This window comes from Acidimicrobiales bacterium, from assembly GCA_036270875.1.
In the GTDB taxonomy this organism is placed as follows: Bacteria; Actinomycetota; Acidimicrobiia; order Acidimicrobiales; family AC-9; genus AC-9.
On the sequence record DATBBR010000074.1, the window covers coordinates 1 to 18,849 of the forward strand.

Annotated in this window: 17 protein-coding genes; 13 read left to right on the plus strand and 4 right to left on the minus strand. The window is 70.7% G+C overall.

All coding sequences use genetic code 11. The features are described 5' to 3' along the window. Positions 1-240 (minus strand): MBL fold metallo-hydrolase (locus VH112_08445; GenBank protein HEX4540261.1); only part of this gene is annotated, 240 nt, incomplete at its 3' end. A gap of 63 nt (positions 241-303) precedes the next feature. On the opposite strand from VH112_08445, the gene VH112_08450 reads away from it, so the two are divergent. The 4 genes from VH112_08450 (at position 304) to VH112_08465 (ending at position 3,483) form a co-directional block, all read left to right on the plus strand. Beyond that, positions 304-1,419: an acyl-CoA dehydrogenase family protein gene (locus VH112_08450; GenBank protein ID HEX4540262.1), complete on the plus strand. Its 1,116-nt coding sequence runs from the start codon at positions 304-306 to the stop codon at positions 1,417-1,419. A gap of 54 nt (positions 1,420-1,473) precedes the next feature. Beyond that, entirely contained in the window at positions 1,474-1,932 is a 459-nt protein-coding gene (locus VH112_08455; GenBank protein ID HEX4540263.1) for a hypothetical protein, read from the plus strand. Positions 1,933-1,957: 25 nt separating this feature from the next. After that, a complete protein-coding gene (locus VH112_08460; protein HEX4540264.1) occupies positions 1,958-2,407 on the plus strand; it encodes a DUF1707 domain-containing protein in 450 nt (149 codons plus the stop codon). A 317-nt stretch (positions 2,408-2,724) separates the two neighbouring features. Then, positions 2,725-3,483, plus strand: coding sequence for an alpha/beta fold hydrolase (locus VH112_08465; protein HEX4540265.1), 759 nt, complete (start codon positions 2,725-2,727; stop codon positions 3,481-3,483). 3 nt (positions 3,484-3,486) lie between these two features. Here VH112_08465 and thiE read toward each other — a convergent pair whose 3' ends face one another. Genes thiE through aceE form a run of 3 tightly spaced genes read right to left on the minus strand, consistent with a single transcriptional unit; the run spans position 3,487 to position 7,485 of the window. Next, positions 3,487-4,158: a thiamine phosphate synthase gene (gene thiE / locus VH112_08470; GenBank protein HEX4540266.1), complete on the minus strand. Its 672-nt coding sequence runs from the start codon at positions 4,156-4,158 to the stop codon at positions 3,487-3,489. Further along, the gene (locus VH112_08475) at positions 4,155-4,748 is read right to left on the minus strand and encodes an HhH-GPD-type base excision DNA repair protein (protein HEX4540267.1); all 594 of its coding nucleotides are present in this window, start codon (positions 4,746-4,748) and stop codon (positions 4,155-4,157) included. The genes thiE and VH112_08475 overlap by 4 nt, the downstream gene beginning before the upstream one ends. Before the next feature lie 13 nt (positions 4,749-4,761). Continuing rightward, a complete protein-coding gene (gene aceE, locus VH112_08480; GenBank protein ID HEX4540268.1) occupies positions 4,762-7,485 on the minus strand; it encodes a pyruvate dehydrogenase (acetyl-transferring), homodimeric type in 2,724 nt (907 codons plus the stop codon). A 46-nt stretch (positions 7,486-7,531) separates the two neighbouring features. Here aceE and VH112_08485 point away from each other — a divergent pair, with 46 nt between their 5' ends. The 9 genes from VH112_08485 (at position 7,532) to VH112_08525 (ending at position 18,847) form a co-directional block, all read left to right on the plus strand. Next, complete coding sequence (locus VH112_08485) at positions 7,532-7,999, plus strand: ribonuclease H (GenBank protein ID HEX4540269.1); 468 nt, start codon at positions 7,532-7,534, stop codon at positions 7,997-7,999. 10 nt (positions 8,000-8,009) lie between these two features. Then, positions 8,010-9,788 carry a hydantoinase/oxoprolinase family protein gene (locus tag VH112_08490; protein ID HEX4540270.1) on the plus strand — a complete coding sequence of 593 codons (1,779 nt, stop codon included), beginning with the start codon at positions 8,010-8,012 and terminating at the stop codon, positions 9,786-9,788. Then, positions 9,785-11,308, plus strand: a complete 1,524-nt coding sequence (locus tag VH112_08495) for a hydantoinase B/oxoprolinase family protein (GenBank protein HEX4540271.1) — start codon at positions 9,785-9,787, stop codon at positions 11,306-11,308. Before VH112_08490 ends, VH112_08495 begins: the two co-directional genes overlap by 4 nt. An 11-nt stretch (positions 11,309-11,319) precedes the next feature. Next, positions 11,320-12,087 carry an SDR family NAD(P)-dependent oxidoreductase gene (locus VH112_08500; GenBank protein ID HEX4540272.1) on the plus strand — a complete coding sequence of 256 codons (768 nt, stop codon included), beginning with the start codon at positions 11,320-11,322 and terminating at the stop codon, positions 12,085-12,087. Between the two features lie 17 nt (positions 12,088-12,104). After that, complete coding sequence (locus tag VH112_08505; protein ID HEX4540273.1) at positions 12,105-13,073, plus strand: aldo/keto reductase; 969 nt, start codon at positions 12,105-12,107, stop codon at positions 13,071-13,073. A gap of 605 nt (positions 13,074-13,678) precedes the next feature. Beyond that, positions 13,679-15,079, plus strand: a complete 1,401-nt coding sequence (gene lpdA / locus VH112_08510; GenBank protein HEX4540274.1) for a dihydrolipoyl dehydrogenase — start codon at positions 13,679-13,681, stop codon at positions 15,077-15,079. Then, positions 15,072-16,463 carry a dihydrolipoamide acetyltransferase family protein gene (locus VH112_08515; protein ID HEX4540275.1) on the plus strand — a complete coding sequence of 464 codons (1,392 nt, stop codon included), beginning with the start codon at positions 15,072-15,074 and terminating at the stop codon, positions 16,461-16,463. The genes lpdA and VH112_08515 overlap by 8 nt, the downstream gene beginning before the upstream one ends. 9 nt (positions 16,464-16,472) lie before the next feature. Next, positions 16,473-18,110, plus strand: a complete 1,638-nt coding sequence (gene lipA / locus VH112_08520) for a lipoyl synthase (protein ID HEX4540276.1) — start codon at positions 16,473-16,475, stop codon at positions 18,108-18,110. Between the two features lie 5 nt (positions 18,111-18,115). After that, positions 18,116-18,847, plus strand: a complete 732-nt coding sequence (locus tag VH112_08525; GenBank protein ID HEX4540277.1) for an SDR family oxidoreductase — start codon at positions 18,116-18,118, stop codon at positions 18,845-18,847. The last annotated feature ends 2 nt before the right edge of the window (positions 18,848-18,849 follow it).

An 18,849-nucleotide genomic window follows, 5' to 3' on the forward strand; every position in this document is an offset into this window, starting at 1 on the left:
CACGTCGATACCGGCCTCCCGCACGGCCGGGACGGCCTGGATGTGGTCCCAGTGACCGTGGGTCTCGAGGACCTTGACCACGTTGAGGCGCCGACACAGGTCGAGGAGGCGGTCGTGCTCATTGGCGGCGTCGATCAGCACGGCCTGCCCCGTCTCCTTGCACCGCAGGACGTAGACGTTGTTGTCCATGGGGCCTACCACCACGTGGTGGATCTCGGCCCTGCTGTCTTGGAATTTCATCTTGACCACCCGGTCTAGTAGAACAGGATCATTCTCGCCGCCCGATCATGGGGGAGGCCAGCAGTGAACTTCGCGTTCAGCGAGGAGCAGGAAGAGCTCAGGAGCTCGGTGCGCCGGTTCCTCGACGACAAGTCTCCGATGACCGAGGTACGCCGGCTCATGGAGACCACCGACGGCTACGATCCGGCCGTCTGGGCCCAGATGGGCACCCAACTGGGGCTCCAGGGGCTCGCCATCCCCGAGGAGTACGGCGGGTCGGGCTTCACGTACGTGGAGCTGATCGTCGTGCTCGAGGAGATGGGTCGATCCCTGCTGTGTGCGCCGTACTTCGCCACCATAGCCCTGGCTGCCAACACGATCCTCGCCTCTGGGGACGACGCGGCAAAGAAGGAGCTGCTCCCAGGCATCGCCACCGGGGACACCATCGCCACCCTGGCCTTCACCGAGGACAACGGGCGCTGGGACGAAGGTGGCATCACCACCACTGCGACGAGGGCCGGGGACGGCTGGACCCTCGACGGGCACAAGATGTTCGTGCTCGACGGCCACGTGGCCAACCTCCTGGTCGTGGCGGCCCGTACCCCTGCGGGCCTGAGCCTGTTCGCGGTCGAGGGCGACGCACCAGGCCTGACCCGCACGCCCCTCGCCACCATGGACCAGACCCGCAAGCAGGCTCGTCTCGAGTTGGCGGGCACGCCAGGGCGGCTCATCGGGGCCGATGGCGGGGCCTCGGCCGGCCTCTCGCGGACCCTGGACCTCGCCGCCGTGGCCCTCGCCGCCGAACAGGTCGGTGGCGCCCAACGGTGTCTCGACATGAGCGTCGAGTACGCCAAGGAGCGGGTGCAGTTCGGCCGCCCCATCGGCAGCTTTCAGGCCATCAAGCACAAGTGCGCCGACATGCTTCTCGAGGTCGAGTCGGCCAAGTCAGCGGCCTACTACGCCGGATGGGCCGCGGCCGAGAGCTCTGACGAGCTGCCCGTGGTGGCCAGCCTGGCCAAGGCCTACTGCTCTGACGCCTACTTCCACGCCGCCGCCGAGAACATCCAGATCCACGGCGGCATCGGGTTCACCTGGGAGCACGACGCCCATCTGTACTTCAAGCGGGCCAAGTCCTCCGAGCTGCTCCTCGGCGATCCGACCTACCACCGGGAGCTGCTCGCCCAGCGCATCGGCCTCTGAGCCAGCCTCGCCCGACGCCGGGCGGCGTCGGCGCGTGACTAACCTGGCTCGGTCATGGTCACTGTCGTGCTGGTGATCGTGGCCGCGGTGCTCGTGGCGGCTCTGGTGGCGACGGCGGCCACCGTCACCAGGCAGACCGAGCGGCGACGGCCCTCAACGCGGCGGCGCGCACAAGGGCGGCGGGCCGTCGATCAGGATGTGGTGGCGTCGTGGGTGACGCGTCACCTGCCGTTCGAGGTCAGCGAGCGGCTCAGCCCCCAGGACGTACGCCAGATCATCGACTGGAACCTCGAGTTCTTCCGCTCCCGCACCACCTCGGGTAACGGCCACTCGGCCAGCGCCGAAGCACCGATCGTGGTCGCCGGGGCCGAGACCGTCGACTACGTCCTGGGGCGGGCCGACGCGGTGGGGACCTCGTACACACCCGCCCAGGTGCACGCCGTCCTGGCCGCCCAGATGAGCTACCTGCAGTCCATCGGGGCCATCGGCGAGGATCCGCCGGAGTCTCGTTGAGCGGGCCTGGCGCGATACTGAATCGGTGGCGTCGACACCAGATCGGGGCTCGGGAGAGGGTCGGCTGCGGGCCTCGGACGCCGATCGGGACCGGGTGGCCGCCGTGCTGCGGCAGCACTGCTCCGCCGGACGGCTGACTTTCGAGGAGCTCTCCGAACGGCTGGGGCAGGTCTACCAGGCTCGTACCCTCGACCAGCTGTTCTCCCTCACCAACGACCTGCCAGATCCGGAGCCCCACCCGCACGTGGGTGAGTACCTCCCCCAGCCACGATCGGTCGTTCCGGCGAGACGGCGCGCCGTGGCCGTCGACGCGGTGACGTACGCCGTGATCAGCGCCGTGCTGGTGGCCGTGTGGGCCGTGGCGGGAGGGGGCTACTTCTGGCCGATCTGGCCGATCGTCATCTGGGGGGTAGCCCTCGCCGTGCACGCGGTCAGCGTGTTTCGGCGACCAGGTGGCGACAGCGGCAGCGCGTGACGGATATCGGCGTGGAAATGCCTCCGCTGTGCCCGTCCGTCCGTATAGCCTGTTGCCACCAGAGAAAGGAGGTGGTCCAACTGAACTGTCAAACCGCAGGGACCCTGGAGGTGGCTGGCCGCTAGGGCGGCCGCTGGACCACCTGGTGAATCTCAGCCAGACACCGCTCGGCGAGGCGGTCGGGAGCCGGTCCCACCTGATGTCGTAGGTCCTCGTCGGGTCCTTTCCAGCAGTTTCGTCCCGGGGGGCGCTTCGGCGCCCCCCGGAACTCTGTCCGGGCCAGGTTGGCTCCCGATTGCCAGGGGTAGGTGCGAGTCGTGCAGTTGGACATACGCAGCGGTGGGCTCACGCTGCGTGGGTATCTGGTGCGACCCGACCTCGAGCCGGATCAGTCCTGCGGGTTGCTCGTCGTGTGCCACGGCTTTCCGGCCGGTCCGAAGGGAGCGGCGGGCGCCGGTCACACCTACCCCCAGCTCGCCGACCGGTTGACGGCGGAGGCCGGGTGGGCGGTCCTGACGTTCAACTTCCGGGGTACGGGGGAGTCCGAGGGCGACTTCTCCCTCGGTGGCTGGATGGACGATCTCAGGGCCGTGGTCGACCACGCCCTCGGTCTGGCCCATATCCGTGGCGTGTGGCTGGCCGGGTTCAGCACGGGCGGTTCGCTCGCCCTGTGCGGGGCGGGCGAAGACGAGCGGGTCCGCGGCGTCGCCGCCCTGGCCGCTCCGTCTGACTTCTCGCATTGGGCCGCCGCTCCCGATCGCCTCCTGGCTGAAGCCGGTGACCTCGGGGTGGTGCGTAGCGCTGGTTTCCCCGACGACCCCGATGCCTGGGCGAGAGAGCTCGACGAGCTTCGGCCGCTCGCGCTGGTGGGGAAGGTGCCGCCCCGGCCTCTGCTGATCGTGCACGGCGGGGACGACACGGTCGTTCCCCTGGTGGAGGCGCGGGCCCTCGACGATGCCGCCGACGGTCGGGGAGAGCTGCGGGTGCTCTCCGGAGCGGGTCACCGCCTGCGCCACGATCCTCGGGCCATCGCCGTCCTGCTGGGGTGGCTCGAGCGCCAGGGCGAGGGGGCCTGAGCCTCACCCGTCGTGGCGTCCGACGCCGGCCAGTGCGTCCTCCAGCGCGCCGCGCAGAGCCCGGGCCCGGCCCTCGGGATCGGCGGCCTCGGTCAGGAAGCGAACGACCACGAAGCGGCGACCGCCAGCCTCCACCATTGGCCCCACCGTCTCCGGCGAGACGCCGCCGGTGACGAAGAAGGGTAGGCCGGTGCTGGCCGCCACATGGGACACGTACCCCAGCCCGGTGCCGGCCCGCCCCGGCTTGGTCGGTGTGGGCGTGACGGGCCCGGCCGACAGGTAGTCGACCGGCTCGCGGTCGGCGGCCTCGAGCTGGGCGGGACCGTGCGTCGACAGCCCGACGAGGGCGTCGGGACCCATGATCCGTCGGGCGAGGGTGGGCGGGGCGTCCTCCTGGCCCACGTGGACACCGTCGGCTCCGAGCTCGACGGCGAGGTCCGGCCGGTCGTTGAGCACGAAGGGAACGTTGTGGTCGCGGCACACCTCGAGGGCGAGGCGGGCGCGCGCCATCAGCGGTCGCGCCTCGAGCGACTTCTCCCGCAGCTGGACGAGGTCGACGCCGCCGCGGATGCAGGCGGCCAGGAAGCTGGTGAGGTCTGGGCGATCGGGGCAGCACAGATAGAGGCGGCGTCCGTCGAGGCGTTGGCGCGCCGTTGCGGTGATGACGCCCGTCAGGCGCTGGCCGAGGGCTCGGCCCGCGCCTGCGCCTTCATGGCTCGCTTGTGCTCGCGCACCTTCCCGAGCGCGTCGGGACCATCGATGTCGGCGACCGACATGAAGCTGTCCGGCCGGCCGAAGGGACCCGCCGCTTCTTCCCAGCCCGGTGGCCGCACGTCCATGCGCTTGCCCAGGAGGGCGACGAAGATCTTGGCTTTCCGGTCGCCGAACCCGGGCAAGGACCTGACCGTCTTCAGCAGCTCCTGGCCGCTCGCCGCCGAGCGCCAGATGCCGGATGCGTCCCCGCCGTAGTCGTCGACGACGACCCGGCACAGCTCGTGGACGCGTCGGGCCATGGAGGCGGGGAAGCGGTGCAGGGCAGGCGGGCCGGTGAAGACCTTGACAAGATCCTCGGGGTCCATCGCCGCCATCGCTCCCGGGTCGAGGCGTCCACCCAACCGTTCGCGCAGCTCGAGGGGGCTCCGAAACGCCCATTCCAAAGGGACCTGCTGGTCCAGCACCATGCCGATCAGCAGCGCCAGCGGTTCTCTGCTCAGGAGCTCGTCAGCGGCATCATCGCCCGACAGGGCCAGAGAATGGGCAGCCACGGGCTCGATTCTGTCACGCGTCCCGAGGGTCCGGCCTGTCGGCATCGATGCCGTAGCGGGAGATCGCGTCGGCGACCTCCTCGGCCTTGGCCTCGCCCAGCTCCACGAGGGCGGTGAGCACGGCGACGACCACGTGGGCGGCGTCGGTCTCGAAATGTCGGCGAAGAGCGGCGCGGGTGTCGGAGCGCCCGAAGCCGTCGGTGCCGAGCGCGGTGAAGTGAGCCGGCACCCACCTGGCCACCTGGTCGGGCACGGCCTTCATGAAGTCGGTGACCGCCACCACGGGGCCCTCGTTCTGCGAGAGGACCTCGGTGACGTACGGCGTCCGGGCCTCCTGCCCGGGGTGGAGCCGGTTCCAGCGCTCGGCGGACAGGGCGTCCTCCCGGAGCGCCTTGTAGGAGGTCACCGACCACGCCTCAGCCGCCACGTCCCAGTCGCGGGCCAGCAGCTCCCGCGCCTCCATCGCCGTCTGCCACGCGGGCCCCGAGAAGAAGATGGCGGCCCGACGGCGCTGGGACACCTTGCCCCGTGGCCCCTGGGGTGGGCCCGCGAAGCGGTACATCCCCCGGATGACACCCTCTCTCACCCGGTCGCGGTCCGCGCCTTCGGGCAATGCCGGCATCACGTAGTTCTCGTTGTAGAGCGTGAGGTAGTAGAAGCGATCCTCGGGCTCGTCGCCGTACATGCGGGTGATGCCCTCGGACACGATGACGGCCACCTCGTAGGCGAAGGCGGGGTCGTAGGCCGAGAGATTGGGGAACGTCGACGCCAGCACGTGTGAGTGGCCGTCCTGGTGCTGGAGGCCCTCGCCGTTCAACGCCGTGCGCCCGGCGGTGGCCCCGAGCAGGAAGCCGCGTCCCCTGGAGTCACCGAGCGACCAGGCCAGGTCGCCCACCCGCTGGAACCCGAACATCGAGTAGAAGACGTAGAAGGGGAGCATGGGCTGGCCCCAGGTGGCATACGAGGTGGCGGCGGCCGTGAAGCTGGCCATGGAGCCGGCCTCGGTGATGCCCTCCTCCAGGATCTGGCCCGACTCGCTCTCCGAGTACGACAGCAGCAGGTCGGCATCCACGGGCGTGTACCGTTGCCCGCCGGCGGCGTAGATCTTCACCTCCTTGAACAAGGCGTCAAGGCCGAACGTGCGGGCCTCGTCAGGGATGATCGGCACCACGCGGCTACCGATGGAGTCGTCACGCAGAAGGTTGCGCAAAAGCCTGGCGAACGCCATCGTCGTCGACACCGCCTGGTTCCTGGAGCCGCCCAGGAACTCCGCGAACGCCTTGGGATCCGGTGCCGGCAGCGGCCTCGCCCGCACGACCCGAGTAGGCAATGGACCGTGGAGGGCCTTGCGGCGGGTCATCAGGTAGTCGTGCGCTGGCGAGCCGGGAGCGGGCCGGTAGTAAGGCGGCAGCTCGGCGTCGAGGGCCTGGTCGGGGATCTCGTCCTCGAGGTACAGGCGCTCGCGGAGGCGCAGGAGCTGTGCCTTGCTCATCTTCTTGATCTGGTGGGTGGCGTTGCGGGCCTCGATCTCTGGCCCGAGGGTCCAGCCCTTGATCGTCTTGGCCAGGATGACGGTGGGAGTTCCCTGCTGCTCGGTGGCCGCCTTATAGGCGGCATAGAGCTTGCGGTAGTCGTGACCGCCGCGCGGCAGCGCTTGCAGCTCGGCGTCGGATAGGTGCTCGACCATCCGCCGCAGCCGCGGGTCGGGACCGAAGAAGTGCTCGCGGATGTAGGCCCCCGACTCGGTCGCGTACTTCTGGTACTCGCCATCCACCGTGGTGGTCATCTTGTTGACCAGCGCGCCGTCGACGTCGCGCATCAGCAGCTCGTCCCACTTGGAGCCCCAGATCACCTTGATCACGTTCCAGCCCGCGCCGCGGAACGTCGCCTCCAGCTCCTGGATGATCTTTCCGTTGCCTCGCACCGGCCCGTCGAGGCGCTGGAGGTTGCAGTTGACGACGAAGACGAGGTTGTCGAGCCCTTCGCGGGCCGCCAGCGACAGGCCGCCGAGGGTCTCGGGCTCGTCCACCTCGCCGTCGCCGAGGAAGCACCACACCCGTGCCGCGGTGGTGTCGGCGAGGTGCCGGTGCCGGAGGTAGCGGTTGAAGCGCGCCTGGTACACCGCGTTGATCGGGCTCAGCCCCATCGACACGGTGGGGTACTCCCAGAACTCCGGCATCAGCCGGGGATGGGGATAGCTCGAGAGTCCCTCGCCCCCGATCTCCTGGCGGAAGTTGTCCAGTTGGGTCTCGGTCAGCCGCCCCTCGAGGTAGGCGCGCGCGTAGATGCCCGGGGAGGCGTGACCCTGGAAGAAGACCTGGTCGCCGGCAGTACCGTCGTCCTTGCCCCTGAAGAAGTGGTTGAACCCGACCTCGTAGAGCGACGCCGAGCTGGCGTAGGTGGCCAGGTGCCCCCCGATGCCCTCCGAGCGGGCGTTCGCCCTCGTGACCATCACCGCCGCGTTCCACCGTATGAACGCGCGGATTCGCCGCTCCATGTGCTCGTCGCCGGGGAACCACGGCTCGTCCTCGGGCGGGATCGTGTTGATGTACGGCGTCGAGACCGTGGCTGGAAATCCCACCTGGGCCGCCCGGGCCCGCTCCAGCAGCTTCATGAGCAGAAAGCTGGCCCTGGTCCGGCCCCGGGTCTCCACGATGGAGTCGAACGAGTCGAGCCACTCGAGGGTCTCCTCGGGGTCGATGTCCGGAAGCTGATGGGAAAAACCGTCGAATATCACCAGTCCATCCTCGCGCTTTCGGTCGGTTAGGAGAGGCTCTCGGGGCATGCTGTTGGAGATGGCCACGATCGTGTACACCGACGGCGCCTGCATCGGGAACCCGGGCCCGGGCGGGTGGGCCTGGGCGGTCCCCGGCGGTCGCTTCGCCAGCGGCGCCGAGCCGACGACCACCAACCAGCGCATGGAGATCACGGCGGCCCTCGAGGCCCTCCGGGCGCTGGAGACGCCCGTGGAGGTGGTGAGCGACTCGATCTACGTGGTCAACTGCTTCCGGCAGCGGTGGTGGGAGACCTGGGTACGGAAGGGCTGGCGCAACGCGCGCGGAAAGCCCGTCGCCAACCAGGACCTGTGGAAGCCGCTCGTCGATCTGGTGCGCTCGGAGGCCGGGGTGACCTTCCGGTGGGTGAAGGGGCATTCCACCGATCCCTACAACGACCTCGTCGACGCTCTGGCGGTGGAGGCGGCTCGCACCCAGGTCGGCCGGGAGGGTGACGGCCCTCCGGTCGTTGGCTAGCGAGACGATCGTGTCGGTCGGGGTCGACACCGGGGGCACCTTCACCGACGTGGTCAGCGACGACGGGCGCGTGCTCAAGGCTCCATCGACACCGCAGGACCCGTCGCTGGCTGTTGCCGACGCGCTCCGGCGCGTGGGCCGGCCCGACCTGCTCGCTCACGGCACGACGGTGGCGACCAACGCCCTGCTGGAGCGGCGCGGCGCCCGAGTCGCCCTCGTGACCACCCTGGGCTTCGCCGACGTGATCGAGATCGCCCGCCAGGATCGGCCCGCGCTCTACGACCAGTGGATCGACCGGCCCGAACCCCTCGTTCCCCGGGAGCTGCGACTCGAGGTGGCAGGGCGGCTGGACGCCACCGGCGCACAGCTCGAACCCCTCGCTCGGGAGCTGCCGAGAGTACCGAGAGGGGTCGAGGCGCTCGCCGTCTGCCTGCTGCACTCGGACCTCGACGAGTCCCACGAACGCGAGCTGACCGAGCGTCTGGCCCCGCTGGGGTTGCCCGTGTGGCGCTCGAGTCAGGTGTCGCCGGAGTTCCGGGAGTACGAGCGGACGGTGACCACAGTGGTGAGCGCCCACCTCGGTCCCACTTGCGGCGACTACCTGGCCCGGTTGGCGACCATGGCCGACAGCGTTCTGGTGATGACATCGGCGGGAGGCCTCGTGCCGGTCGACCAGGCGGCGGCGAAGCCGGCGACGCTGCTGCTGTCGGGACCGGCCGGCGGGGTCCAGGCGGGGGCGGCAGCTGCCGCGGCCGCCGGCTACCCCGACGTGATCACCTTCGACATGGGGGGCACCAGCACCGACGTCTGCCTCGTACGTGACGGCGTCCCGGAGCCGGCCGGGCAGCGGACCATCGCCGGTCTGCCGCTGCGGCTACCCGCTCTCGACATCCACAGCATCGGCGCCGGCGGCGGGTCGATGGCGCGCATCGACCCCGGCGGCGCCCTCGTCGTGGGCCCGCAGTCGGCGGGAGCAGACCCCGGACCCGCCTGCTACGGACGCCAGGACACGGCGGCGACGGTGACCGATGCCGACCTGGTAGAGGGGCGCATCGCCGCGGGCACAGCCTTCCCTGGGATTGGCCCCCTTGACGATCGCGCCGCCCGGCGGGCGCTCGATCATGGCGGCATGCACGCCAAGGGCGTGATCGAGGTGGTGGACGCGACCATGGAACAGGCGCTGCGGGTCGTGTCGGTCCAACGCGGCGTCGATCCGCGATCGCTGGCCCTCGTCGCCTTCGGCGGTGCGGGCCCCCTCCACGCCTGTGCCCTCGCGGAAGCCCTCGATATGGCCGCGGTCGTGGTGCCGCCCCGCGCCGGGGTGCTCTCGGCCGTCGGCCTGCTGTGCTCTCCGCGCCAAGCCGACCTTGTCCGGTCGTGGCCGACGCCGGGGTCGGTCGACGGCCTGTCGCAGGCTCTCGCCGAGCTCGCTGGCCGCGCCGCCGAGCAGATGGCAGCCGAGGATCGCGAGGTCGTCGTCGAGACGGCGGTGGACTGCCGCTACGCCGGCCAGAGCCACGAGCTCACCGTGCCGTCGCCCGAAGCGTTCCCGGCGGAGCACCTGCGCCGGAACGGGTTCTCCAGACCCGGCGCGCCGGTGGAGGTCGTCGCCCTGCGGGCCCGGGCGACGGCGCCCGCTCCCCTCACGGCGGAAGACCTCGGCCCCCCGCCCGCCCGTCAGCCAGCCAGCGGACCGTGCGTGGTCTCCGAACCCGACTGCACGCTGTGGATCCCCGACGGCTGGCGGGCGGAGGTCGCTCCCGACGGCGCCTGGGTGCTCAAGAGATGACCCTCGACCCTGCCTCGCTGCAGGTGCTCGTCTCCCGGCTCACGGGTGTGGCCGAGGAGATGGGCGCCGTGCTCCGGCGCTCGGCGTTCAGCCCCAACATCAAGGAGCGGGCTGACTGCTCGGCCGCCCTGTTCACCTCCGGGGGCGAGCTGCTGGTGCAGGCCGAGCACATCCCCGTGCACCTCGGCTCGATGCCGGCGTCGGTCCGGGCCGTCATCGACGGGGCCGGCGAGCTCGATGGGCCGCTGCGGCCCGGCGACCGGCTCGTGCTCAACGACCCGTTCGCCGGCGGCACCCACCTCAACGACCTGACCCTCGTCTCCCCGTGCTTCGTCGGCGATGTCCTGTCGGGTTGGATCGCCAACCGCGCCCACCACTCCGACGTCGGAGGGATGGCGGCCGGCTCGATACCGCCCGACGCCACCGAGATCTATCAGGAAGGCTTGCGCATCCCGCCGCTGCGTCTCGTGCCCGAGATCGAAGCCCTCCTTGTGGCCAACTCGCGCACCCCCGAGGAACGGAGGGGCGACCTTGACGCCCAGATCGGCGCCAACAGCGTCGGGGTCGAGCGGATGGCCGAGATCCTCGCCGCCGGCGCGCCGGTGGACGAGGTGGTCGTCTACGGCGAGCGGCGCATGCGGGCGGCCCTCGCCGCGCTGCCCGACGGGTCCTGGTCGTTCACCGACGTCCTCGACTCGGCTGGGGGGGCGGAGATCAGCGTCCGGCTCACCGTCGCGGGCGACGAAGCGGTGTTCGACTTCACGGGTTCGTCGCCTCAGCAGCGGGGGAACGTCAACGCCGTCGAGGCCGTCACGGTGAGTGCCGTCGCCTTCGCCGTGCGGGCGGCAACGGATCCGACCATCCCCGCCAACGGCGGTGCGCTCCGGCCGGTGCGGGTCGTGGCCCCGCCCGGCACGATCGTGGCCGCCCGACCCCCGGCCGCGGTGGGCGCCGGCAACGTCGAGGTCAGCCAGCGGGTCGCCGACGTGTGCCTGCGGGTCCTCGCCGAGGCCGCCCCCGATCGGGTGGGAGCCGCCGGCCAGGGGACCATGAACAACGTCATGATCGGCGGCCGCGGCTGGGTGTATTACGAGACGATCGGGGGTGGACAGGGCGCGCGCCCGAGCCGGGCCGGCATGAGCGGGGTCCATACGGCCATGACGAACACCCGCAACACGCCGGTGGAGGCCCTCGAGCGGTCCTTCGGCCTCCGGGTGCGCCGGTACCGGCTGCGCCGGGGCAGCGGCGGACGGGGCCGCTGGCCCGGCGGGGAGGGCATCGAGCGCGATCTGGAGGCGCTGGAGCCGGTCACGGTCTCTCTGGTGACCGAGCGTCGGGTCAGTCAGCCGTGGGGATTGGCGGGAGGAGAGCCCGGTGGGCGAGGCGAGAACTGGCTGCTGCCGGCAGGAGAGGAGGGTCGGGCCCGACTGCTCCCCCCCAAGGTGACCCTCGAGCTGAGCCCGGGCGACGTTCTCCGCATGCGGACCCCGGGTGGTGGGGGCTACGGGCCTCCGACGTAGAGTTCCTGACCATGCGCATCGACGGGAGCTCGGCACTGGTCAGCGGAGGGGCGTCCGGACTCGGTGAGGCGACGGCGCGCGTGCTCGTCGGCAACGGAGCGGCGTGCACGATTGTCGACCGCAACGCCGAGCGAGGCGAGGCCCTGGCCAAGGAGCTTGGCGGCGCTACCTCGTTCGTGGCTGCCGACGTCACCGACCCGGCGCAGGTCGGAGCCGCCGTCGACCACGCTGCCCAGTCAGGCCCCCTGCGCATCGCCGTCAACTGCGCCGGCGTCGGCAGTGCGTCGCGACTGGTCGACCGCAGCGGCGCGCCCCACGACCTCGACGCCTTTCGTTTCGTCGTGAGCGTCAACCTGATCGGTACGTTCAACGTGATGCGCCTCGCCGCCGCGGCGATGGTCAAGACCGACGCCCTCGATGATGACGAGCGAGGTGTGATCGTGAACACCGCGTCGATCGCCGCCTTCGAAGGCCAGATCGGCCAGATCGCCTACTCGGCCTCCAAGGGAGGGATCGTGGGCATGACCGTTCCCGCGGCTCGCGATCTGTCGCCATCGGGGATCCGGGTGCTCACGATCGCGCCGGGCGTCATGGACACGCCCCTGCTCGGCCTGCTCCCCGACGAAGGGCGCCAGGCCCTGGCCGCCGGTGTGCCCTTCCCCAAGCGGCTAGGTACGCCCGACGACTTCGCCGCCCTCGTCGTCCATCTCTGCCAGAACCGGTACCTGAACGCCGAGGTCATCCGCCTCGACGGCGGCCTGAGGATGCAGCCCAGATAGCGCAATAAGCTGAGCCGATGCGCTACTTGGAGGTTGGTGGGGTTCGGGTGTCGGCGGTCGGGCTGGGCACCTGGCAGTTCGGATCGAGGGAGTGGGGTTACGGCTCGGCCTATGCGGAGCACGACGCCTTCGACATCGTCAGTCGCGCCCTCGACCTGGGGATCAACCTCATCGACACGGCCGAGAGCTACGCCTTCGGTCGATCGGAGCGCATCGTCGGGCGGGCGATCACCGGCCGCCGGGATGAGGTCTTCCTCGCCACCAAGATCCTTCCCGTGATGCCCATCCCCCCCGTCGTCGAGCAGCGGGCGAGGGGCAGCGTCCGTCGGTTGAACGTCGACTACCTGGACCTGTACCAGCTCCATTGGCCCAACCCCGTCGTCCCCATCGGCCCGACGATGTCGGGTATGCGCCAGCTCCGGCGCTCGGGCCTCGTGCGCCACGTGGGCGTGAGCAACTTCTCCCTCGGCGGCTGGCGAGAGGCCGAGGCCGCCCTCGGCGCACCGGTGCTGAGCAACCAGGTCAAATACAGCCTGGTGGCGCGACGCCCGGAGAAGGAATTGTTGGGGTGGGCGCAGGGGAACGACCGTCTCGTCATTGCCTACAGCCCGCTCGGTCAGGGGTTCCTCTCCGGTCGTTACAGCAGCGAGAACCGCCCCGGTGGGATGCGCGCGTTCTCCAGCCTGTTCCTCCCCGAGAACCTGGAGCGGGGAGCCCCGCTGCTCGCGGCCCTGCGGGACATCGCCAAGGTGCACGACGCCACGGCCTCTCAGGTGGCGCTGGCGTGGGTCCTCCGGCGCCCGAACGTCGTAGCCATCCCCGGCGCGAGCAGTGTCGCCCAGCTCGAGTCCAATGCCGCCGCCGCCGACCTGGAGCTCACCGACGAGGAGGACGCCCGCCTGACCGGCGCGTCGGACGCCTTCGATCCCGTCTCCGGTCCGGCTGCCCTTCCCGGCATCGTGCAGACTCTCATCCGCCGGCCCTAACCGGGGCGCTCGCCCGTACCGGTTGAGGATTCGCCACCGCGTCGTCTTCGGGAGTTGACGGGCCGTGTAGGTCCCATGGCACACCCGCACAACCCGGCCTCGCCCCCGCTCGTACGCGAGCGCGTCGGCGAGGGCTTGGCGTGGGGAGCGAGCCGTGATGCGGCGACCTCGGGCCTCGATGCCCGCCATGATCTGTCCAACCGTCAGCGGGCCGGCGGCGAGGATCAGGATCGCGAGGGCGGCATGACGGAGGCAGCGGCCCCACAGGTCGGCCGACTCAGGCTTGCCATCAGACCGTCTGGTGATCACGAAGCGGACGCTAGCGAGGGGGTGTATCGCCGGGGCGCCCGCCAACGGTCGACGGGGCCGCGGTCCACCTCTTGTCGAAATGTGGCCGGGCGAGCCCGAGCGCTGCGCCCACTCGGGTGCATTGCTCCGGTTCCACCTCTTGTCGAAAGTGGGCAACCAGTGAGGTGACGCTGCGCCCATTTCGCCAAAAGGTGGAACCGAGTAGTTGTCCCCGATGCCGTGGTACGGGTCCGGCGGCGGAGCGGCGGTCCTGCCAGAGTGGGGAGAGTTACTAGGCTGAAGGCAGTCGAGAGGAGGTGGTCAGCACGGCCCGCGAGTTCGATGTCGTGGTCATCGGCGGGGGGCCCGGAGGTTATGCCGCCGCCCTCTACGGCGCCGCCGCCGGGCTGTCGGTGGCAGTGGTCGAGAAGGACAAAGTAGGGGGGACCTGCCTGCACCGGGGGTGCATCCCGGCCAAGGAGTTCCTGGAGACGGCGACCGTGTTCCGGACGGTGGCAGGGGCCAAGGAGTTCGGCATCCAGGCCAGCCAGCCGAGCGTCGACTTCGGTACCAGCCAGGCGCGGAAGCAGAAGGTCGTGGACCAGCTGTGGAAGGGTCTCGCTGGCCTCATGAAGCACCGCAAGATCACGACCGTGATCGGCGCGGGCTCGCTGGCCGCTGATCACCTGGTACGCGTCGACGACGGGTCCGAGCTCGTGGGCCGCCACGTCGTGTTGGCCGCGGGGTCGGTACCGAGGACGATCCCGGGCTTCGAGATCGACGGGCAGCTGGTGATGAGCTCCGACGAGGTCCTCGAGCTGGAGCGCCTGCCGGCGTCCGCTGTGGTCATCGGGGGCGGGGCGATCGGCTGCGAGTTCGCCTCGATGATGGCCGATCTCGGGACCCAGGTGACGGTGCTGGAGGTCCTGCCGTCGCTCATCCCCGGTTGCGACGCGGAAGTCTCCGGCGCCGTGGCCCGGTCGTTCAAGAAGCGCGGCATCGAGGTCCAGACGGGGGTAGAGGTCCACGGCCATCAGCCCAATGGGAAAGGAACGACCGTGTCCTTCGGCGACGGCGGGCAGGTGAGCGTGGACGCGGTGGTCGTGTCCGTGGGGCGGCGGCCCGACAGCCACGGTTTGGCGAACCCGGACGCCGGCGTCGAGCTGGACGAGCGTGGTTTCGTGCGAGTCGACGACCACATGCGCACCACCGCCGACGGCGTCTATGCGGTGGGGGACGTCGTTCCGACGGCGCAGCTGGCCCATGTCGGCTTCGCCGAGGCCATCGTGGCCATCAAGGACATGCTCGGCGAGCCCGTTGTGCCGGTCGACTACGCCACCGTCCCGTGGTGCATCTACACCCACCCCGAGGTGGCGTTCGCCGGCCTGTCCGAGGCGGCGGCACGGGACGCCGGTTACGACGTGGTCGTGAAGAAGGACCCGTACGGCGGCAACAGCCGGGCCAAGATCGTGGGCGAGACGGAGGGCTTGGTCAAGGTGATCGCCGAGCGGGGTACCGATGGTCGTGCCGGACGGCTCCTGGGGGTTCACATGGTCGGGCCCTGGGTCACCGAGCAGCTCGGTCAGGGGTATCTGGCCGTGAACTGGGAGGCGACGGCGGAAGATGCGGCGCACTTCATCCAGCCCCACCCGACGCTGTCCGAGGCGTTCGGCGAGACCGTGCTGGCCATGACGGGGAGGGGACTGCACGTTGGCTGACGTCACCATGCCCCAGCTCGGTGAGACGGTGACCGAGGGGACCATCACGAAATGGCTCAAGCAGGTTGGGGACCAGATCGGCCAGGACGAGGTGCTCTTCGAGGTCTCGACGGACAAGGTCGACTCCGAGGTTCCTTCGCCGTCGGCGGGCTACTTGGCCGAGATCCTGGTCCCCGAGGGCGACACGGTGGACGTTGGGGCGCGGCTGGCCGTGATCACCCCCGAGCCGCCATCGGGGGCGGATGGCAGCGACGGCGCCGCCGCGGCACCCGAGCCGGCCCAGGCCCCGTCGCCGCCGCCCGAGCCTGCGCCATCGGCACCCGAACCCGAACCCGAGCCCGAGCCACCGCCACCCCCACCCGAGCCCGCGCCGGCACAGACACCGGCACCGGCCAGGGCGACCGAGCAAGCCCCCACGGACGGCCAACGCGGCGGGGGACAGGTGCTCTCCCCAGTCGTCCGCCGTCTCCTCGCCGAGCACGACCTCGATCCGTCCGAGATCCGCGGCACCGGGGCCGGTAACCGGATCACCCGGGCCGACGTGCTGGCGGTCATCGACGATCGCAGCGGGGCGGGTGGCGCATCGGCCCGGCAGGCGCCGGCCCGGACTGCCCCGCCGGCTCCAGCGGCGCCTCCGACCCGGCCGCCGGTGGTCGCTGCGCCGGCAGGCGAGCGGGACGAGGTCATCCCGTTTTCCAACATCCGGCGGCGGACGGCCGAGCACATGGTCCGGTCGAAGGCCACCTCGGCCCACACGCTGGTGGCGATAGAGGCGGACTTCGAAGCGGTGGATCGGGTGCGACGGGCCGAGCGCGAGCGGTTCAGGGCCGACGAGGGCTTCTCGCTCACGTACCTGCCCTTTGTCGTCCGGGCGACGATCGAAGCCCTGCGGGCCTTCCCCCACCTGAACGCGTCGGTGGGCGACGACGCCCTCGTCGTCCACCACGACATTCATCTGGGAATCGCCGTGGACCTCGACGCCGAGGGCCTCATCGTGCCTGTCATCCACTCTGCCGACGGCAAGCGGCTCCCGGCCCTGGCGAGAGAGGCGGCCGACCTCGCCAGCCGGGCGCGGGAGCGCAAGCTCAGCGCCGACGACATCACTGGGGGCACGTTCACCATCACCAACCCGGGCCCGTTCGGGACGCTGATCACGATCCCGATCATCAACCAGCCTCAGGTCGGCATCCTGTCGACCGACGGAGTCAAACGGCGTCCAGTGGTGGTGACCCTCCCCGACGGCAGCGAGGGCATTGCCATCCACTCGGTGGGTGTGCTGGCCCTGTCGTTCGACCATCGGGCGGTCGACGGTGCCTATGCGTCCCGGTTCCTGGCCAAGCTCCGTGAGGTCGTCGAGACCCGGGACTGGGCCCAGGAGCTCTAGGCGCGGGAGTTGCGGTCGACGGTGCTACGAGCACGCTGGCTCGGACGGGTCCGCTACCGCGATGCCCACGCGCTCCAGCGGGCGCTCTTCGCCGGCGCCGCTGACAACTACCTGCTCCTCCTCGAGCATCCCCACGTGTACACGCTCGGCGTCAGTGCCCGGCCTGACCACGTGCTGGTACCCCCTGAGTCGGTGGGGGCCGAGCTGGTGCGGGCCGATCGGGGAGGTGATGTCACCTACCACGGGCCGGGCCAGCTGGTCGGCTACCCGATCGTCAGCGTGCCGACCGTTCCGGGAGCAACCCGGTCCTACGTCTGCTCCGTCGAGCAGTTGGTCATCGACGTGCTCGCCGACCTCGGCCTGCCCGGTGCCGGTCGCCTGGGCGGATACCCCGGCGTGTGGGTCGAACCCGACGGCGCTGCGCCCCGCAAGATCGCGGCGATCGGTGTCCGCATCGGCAGGGGACGCTCGATGCACGGCTTCGCCTTCAACGTCGATCCCGACCTGGCCATGTTCGAGCACATCGTTCCCTGCGGCATTTCCGACAAGGCGGTGACGTCACTGGCCGCGGAAGGCATCCACGTCGCCATGTCGACGGTAGTCGACGCCGTGGCGTCCCGAGCCGCTCGTCTGTGGGGTGACGGCGCCGAGCGACTCGAGCGCCAGGACGTTGCCTGGCGGGTGGCGCCCACCGATCTCTCCACGTTCACCAAAGCAGGGAGTCGGCTCGAGGGACGATTGGCGCAAGCGGGGGTGGACCCAGCGGGGGGCGTCGCGCTGGCGGAGCCCAAGCCGCGCTGGATCAGGGCCAAGGCGGTCATGGGTCCCGAGTACCGCGACCTCAAGCGGACGATGCGCAGCCTCGACTTGGTAACGGTGTGCGAGGAGGCGGGGTGCCCCAACATCTTCGAGTGTTGGGCCGAGGGCACCGCCACGTTCATGATCAACGGGGAGCGGTGCACGAGAGCCTGCGGGTTCTGCCTCGTCGACACCCGACACCCCGGGCCGATCGATCTCGGCGAACCCGACCGGGTGGCCGACGCGACGGACCGACTGGGCCTGGCCCACGTCGTGGTGACGGCGGTGGCCCGCGACGATCTGCCCGACGGTGGAGCGAGCGCGTTCGCCGCCACCATCCAGGCCATCCGGCGGCGCTGCCCAGGAGCGGCGGTCGAGGTCCTCATCCCTGACTGCAAGGGAGACGAGGCCGCCTTGAGCACGATCTTCGAGGCGCGCCCCGCGGTGTTGAACCACAACCTGGAGACCGTCGCCCGCCTCCAGCGGGCGGTGCGGCCGTCGGCGTCCTATGCCAGGAGCCTGTCCGTGCTGGCGCGAGCCAAGGAAGCCGGGCTGGTCGCCAAGTCCGGGCTGATCCTCGGGATGGGTGAGACCGAGAGCGAGGTAGTCGGGGCCCTGGCGGATCTGCGGGCGGTCGGCGTCGACATCGTGACGCTCGGCCAGTACCTGCGACCGACAGCTGACCACCTGCCGGTGGCGCGCTGGTGGCGGCCCGAGGAGTTCGAGGAGCTCCGTCGGGCGGGAATGGCGCTCGGGCTGACGCACGTCGAGGCATCGCCGCTGACCAGGTCCAGCTACCACGCGCGGGGCGCAGCGGCTGCTGCCGCTGCACGTTCAGCGGCGGGCTGACCGAGGTGGACCTCGGCCTCGAGGGGCGTGTCGCGCTCGTGACCGCTTCGTCACGCGGGCTCGGTTTCGCCTCGGCCTCGGCGTTGGTCGAAGAGGGCGCGAGCGTTCTGATCTGCGGCCGCGGCCAGGACTCCATCGAGGGCGCGGCATCGGCTCTGCGGTCGCGGGCCGGGCGCGGGGCCGAGGTCGCCGCGGTGGTGGCGGACGTGACCGATCCCGCCGCACCGGCTCGGCTCGTCGAGGAGACGGTCCGGCGTTTCGGCGGCCTCGACGTCCTGGTTGCCAACGCCGGGGGCCCTCCGCTCGGCCGCGCCCTGGAGGTCGACGACGCCGCGCTCGAGGCGGCCATCGGAGCCAACCTGCTCACCTCGGTGCGGTTGGCCCGCGCCGCCGCCTCACCGCTGCGGGCCCGGGAATGGGGACGTATCTGCTTCATCACGTCGTACTCCGTCAAGCAGCCCGTCCCCACGCTGGCGCTCTCCAACACGGCGAGGGTTGGCTTGTGGGCCTGGGCCAAGACGGCAGCCGCCGACCTGGCCGACGATGGCGTCACCTTGAACCTCGCCTGTCCCGGACCGCACGCCACCGACCGGATGGTGCAGTTGGGAGGCGCCAGCGTTCGCATGGGGGATCCCGCCGACTTCGGCAAGGTCGTCGCCTTCCTGTGCTCCGAGCCGGCCGGGTTCGTGAACGGGGCCGCCGTCGTCGTCGATGGAGGTACGACGCTGGCGCTGTAAGC

Excerpts from the sequence above, each read along its gene's own strand:
- VH112_08485 (HEX4540269.1), top strand. The coding sequence starts at position 7,532 with ATGCTGTTGGAGATGGCCACGATCGTGTACACCGACGGCGCCTGCATC.
- VH112_08455 (HEX4540263.1), top strand. The coding sequence starts at position 1,474 with ATGGTCACTGTCGTGCTGGTGATCGTGGCCGCGGTGCTCGTGGCGGCT.
- VH112_08505 (HEX4540273.1), top strand. The coding sequence starts at position 12,105 with ATGCGCTACTTGGAGGTTGGTGGGGTTCGGGTGTCGGCGGTCGGGCTG.
- VH112_08495 (HEX4540271.1), top strand. The coding sequence starts at position 9,785 with ATGACCCTCGACCCTGCCTCGCTGCAGGTGCTCGTCTCCCGGCTCACG.
- VH112_08500 (HEX4540272.1), top strand. The coding sequence starts at position 11,320 with ATGCGCATCGACGGGAGCTCGGCACTGGTCAGCGGAGGGGCGTCCGGA.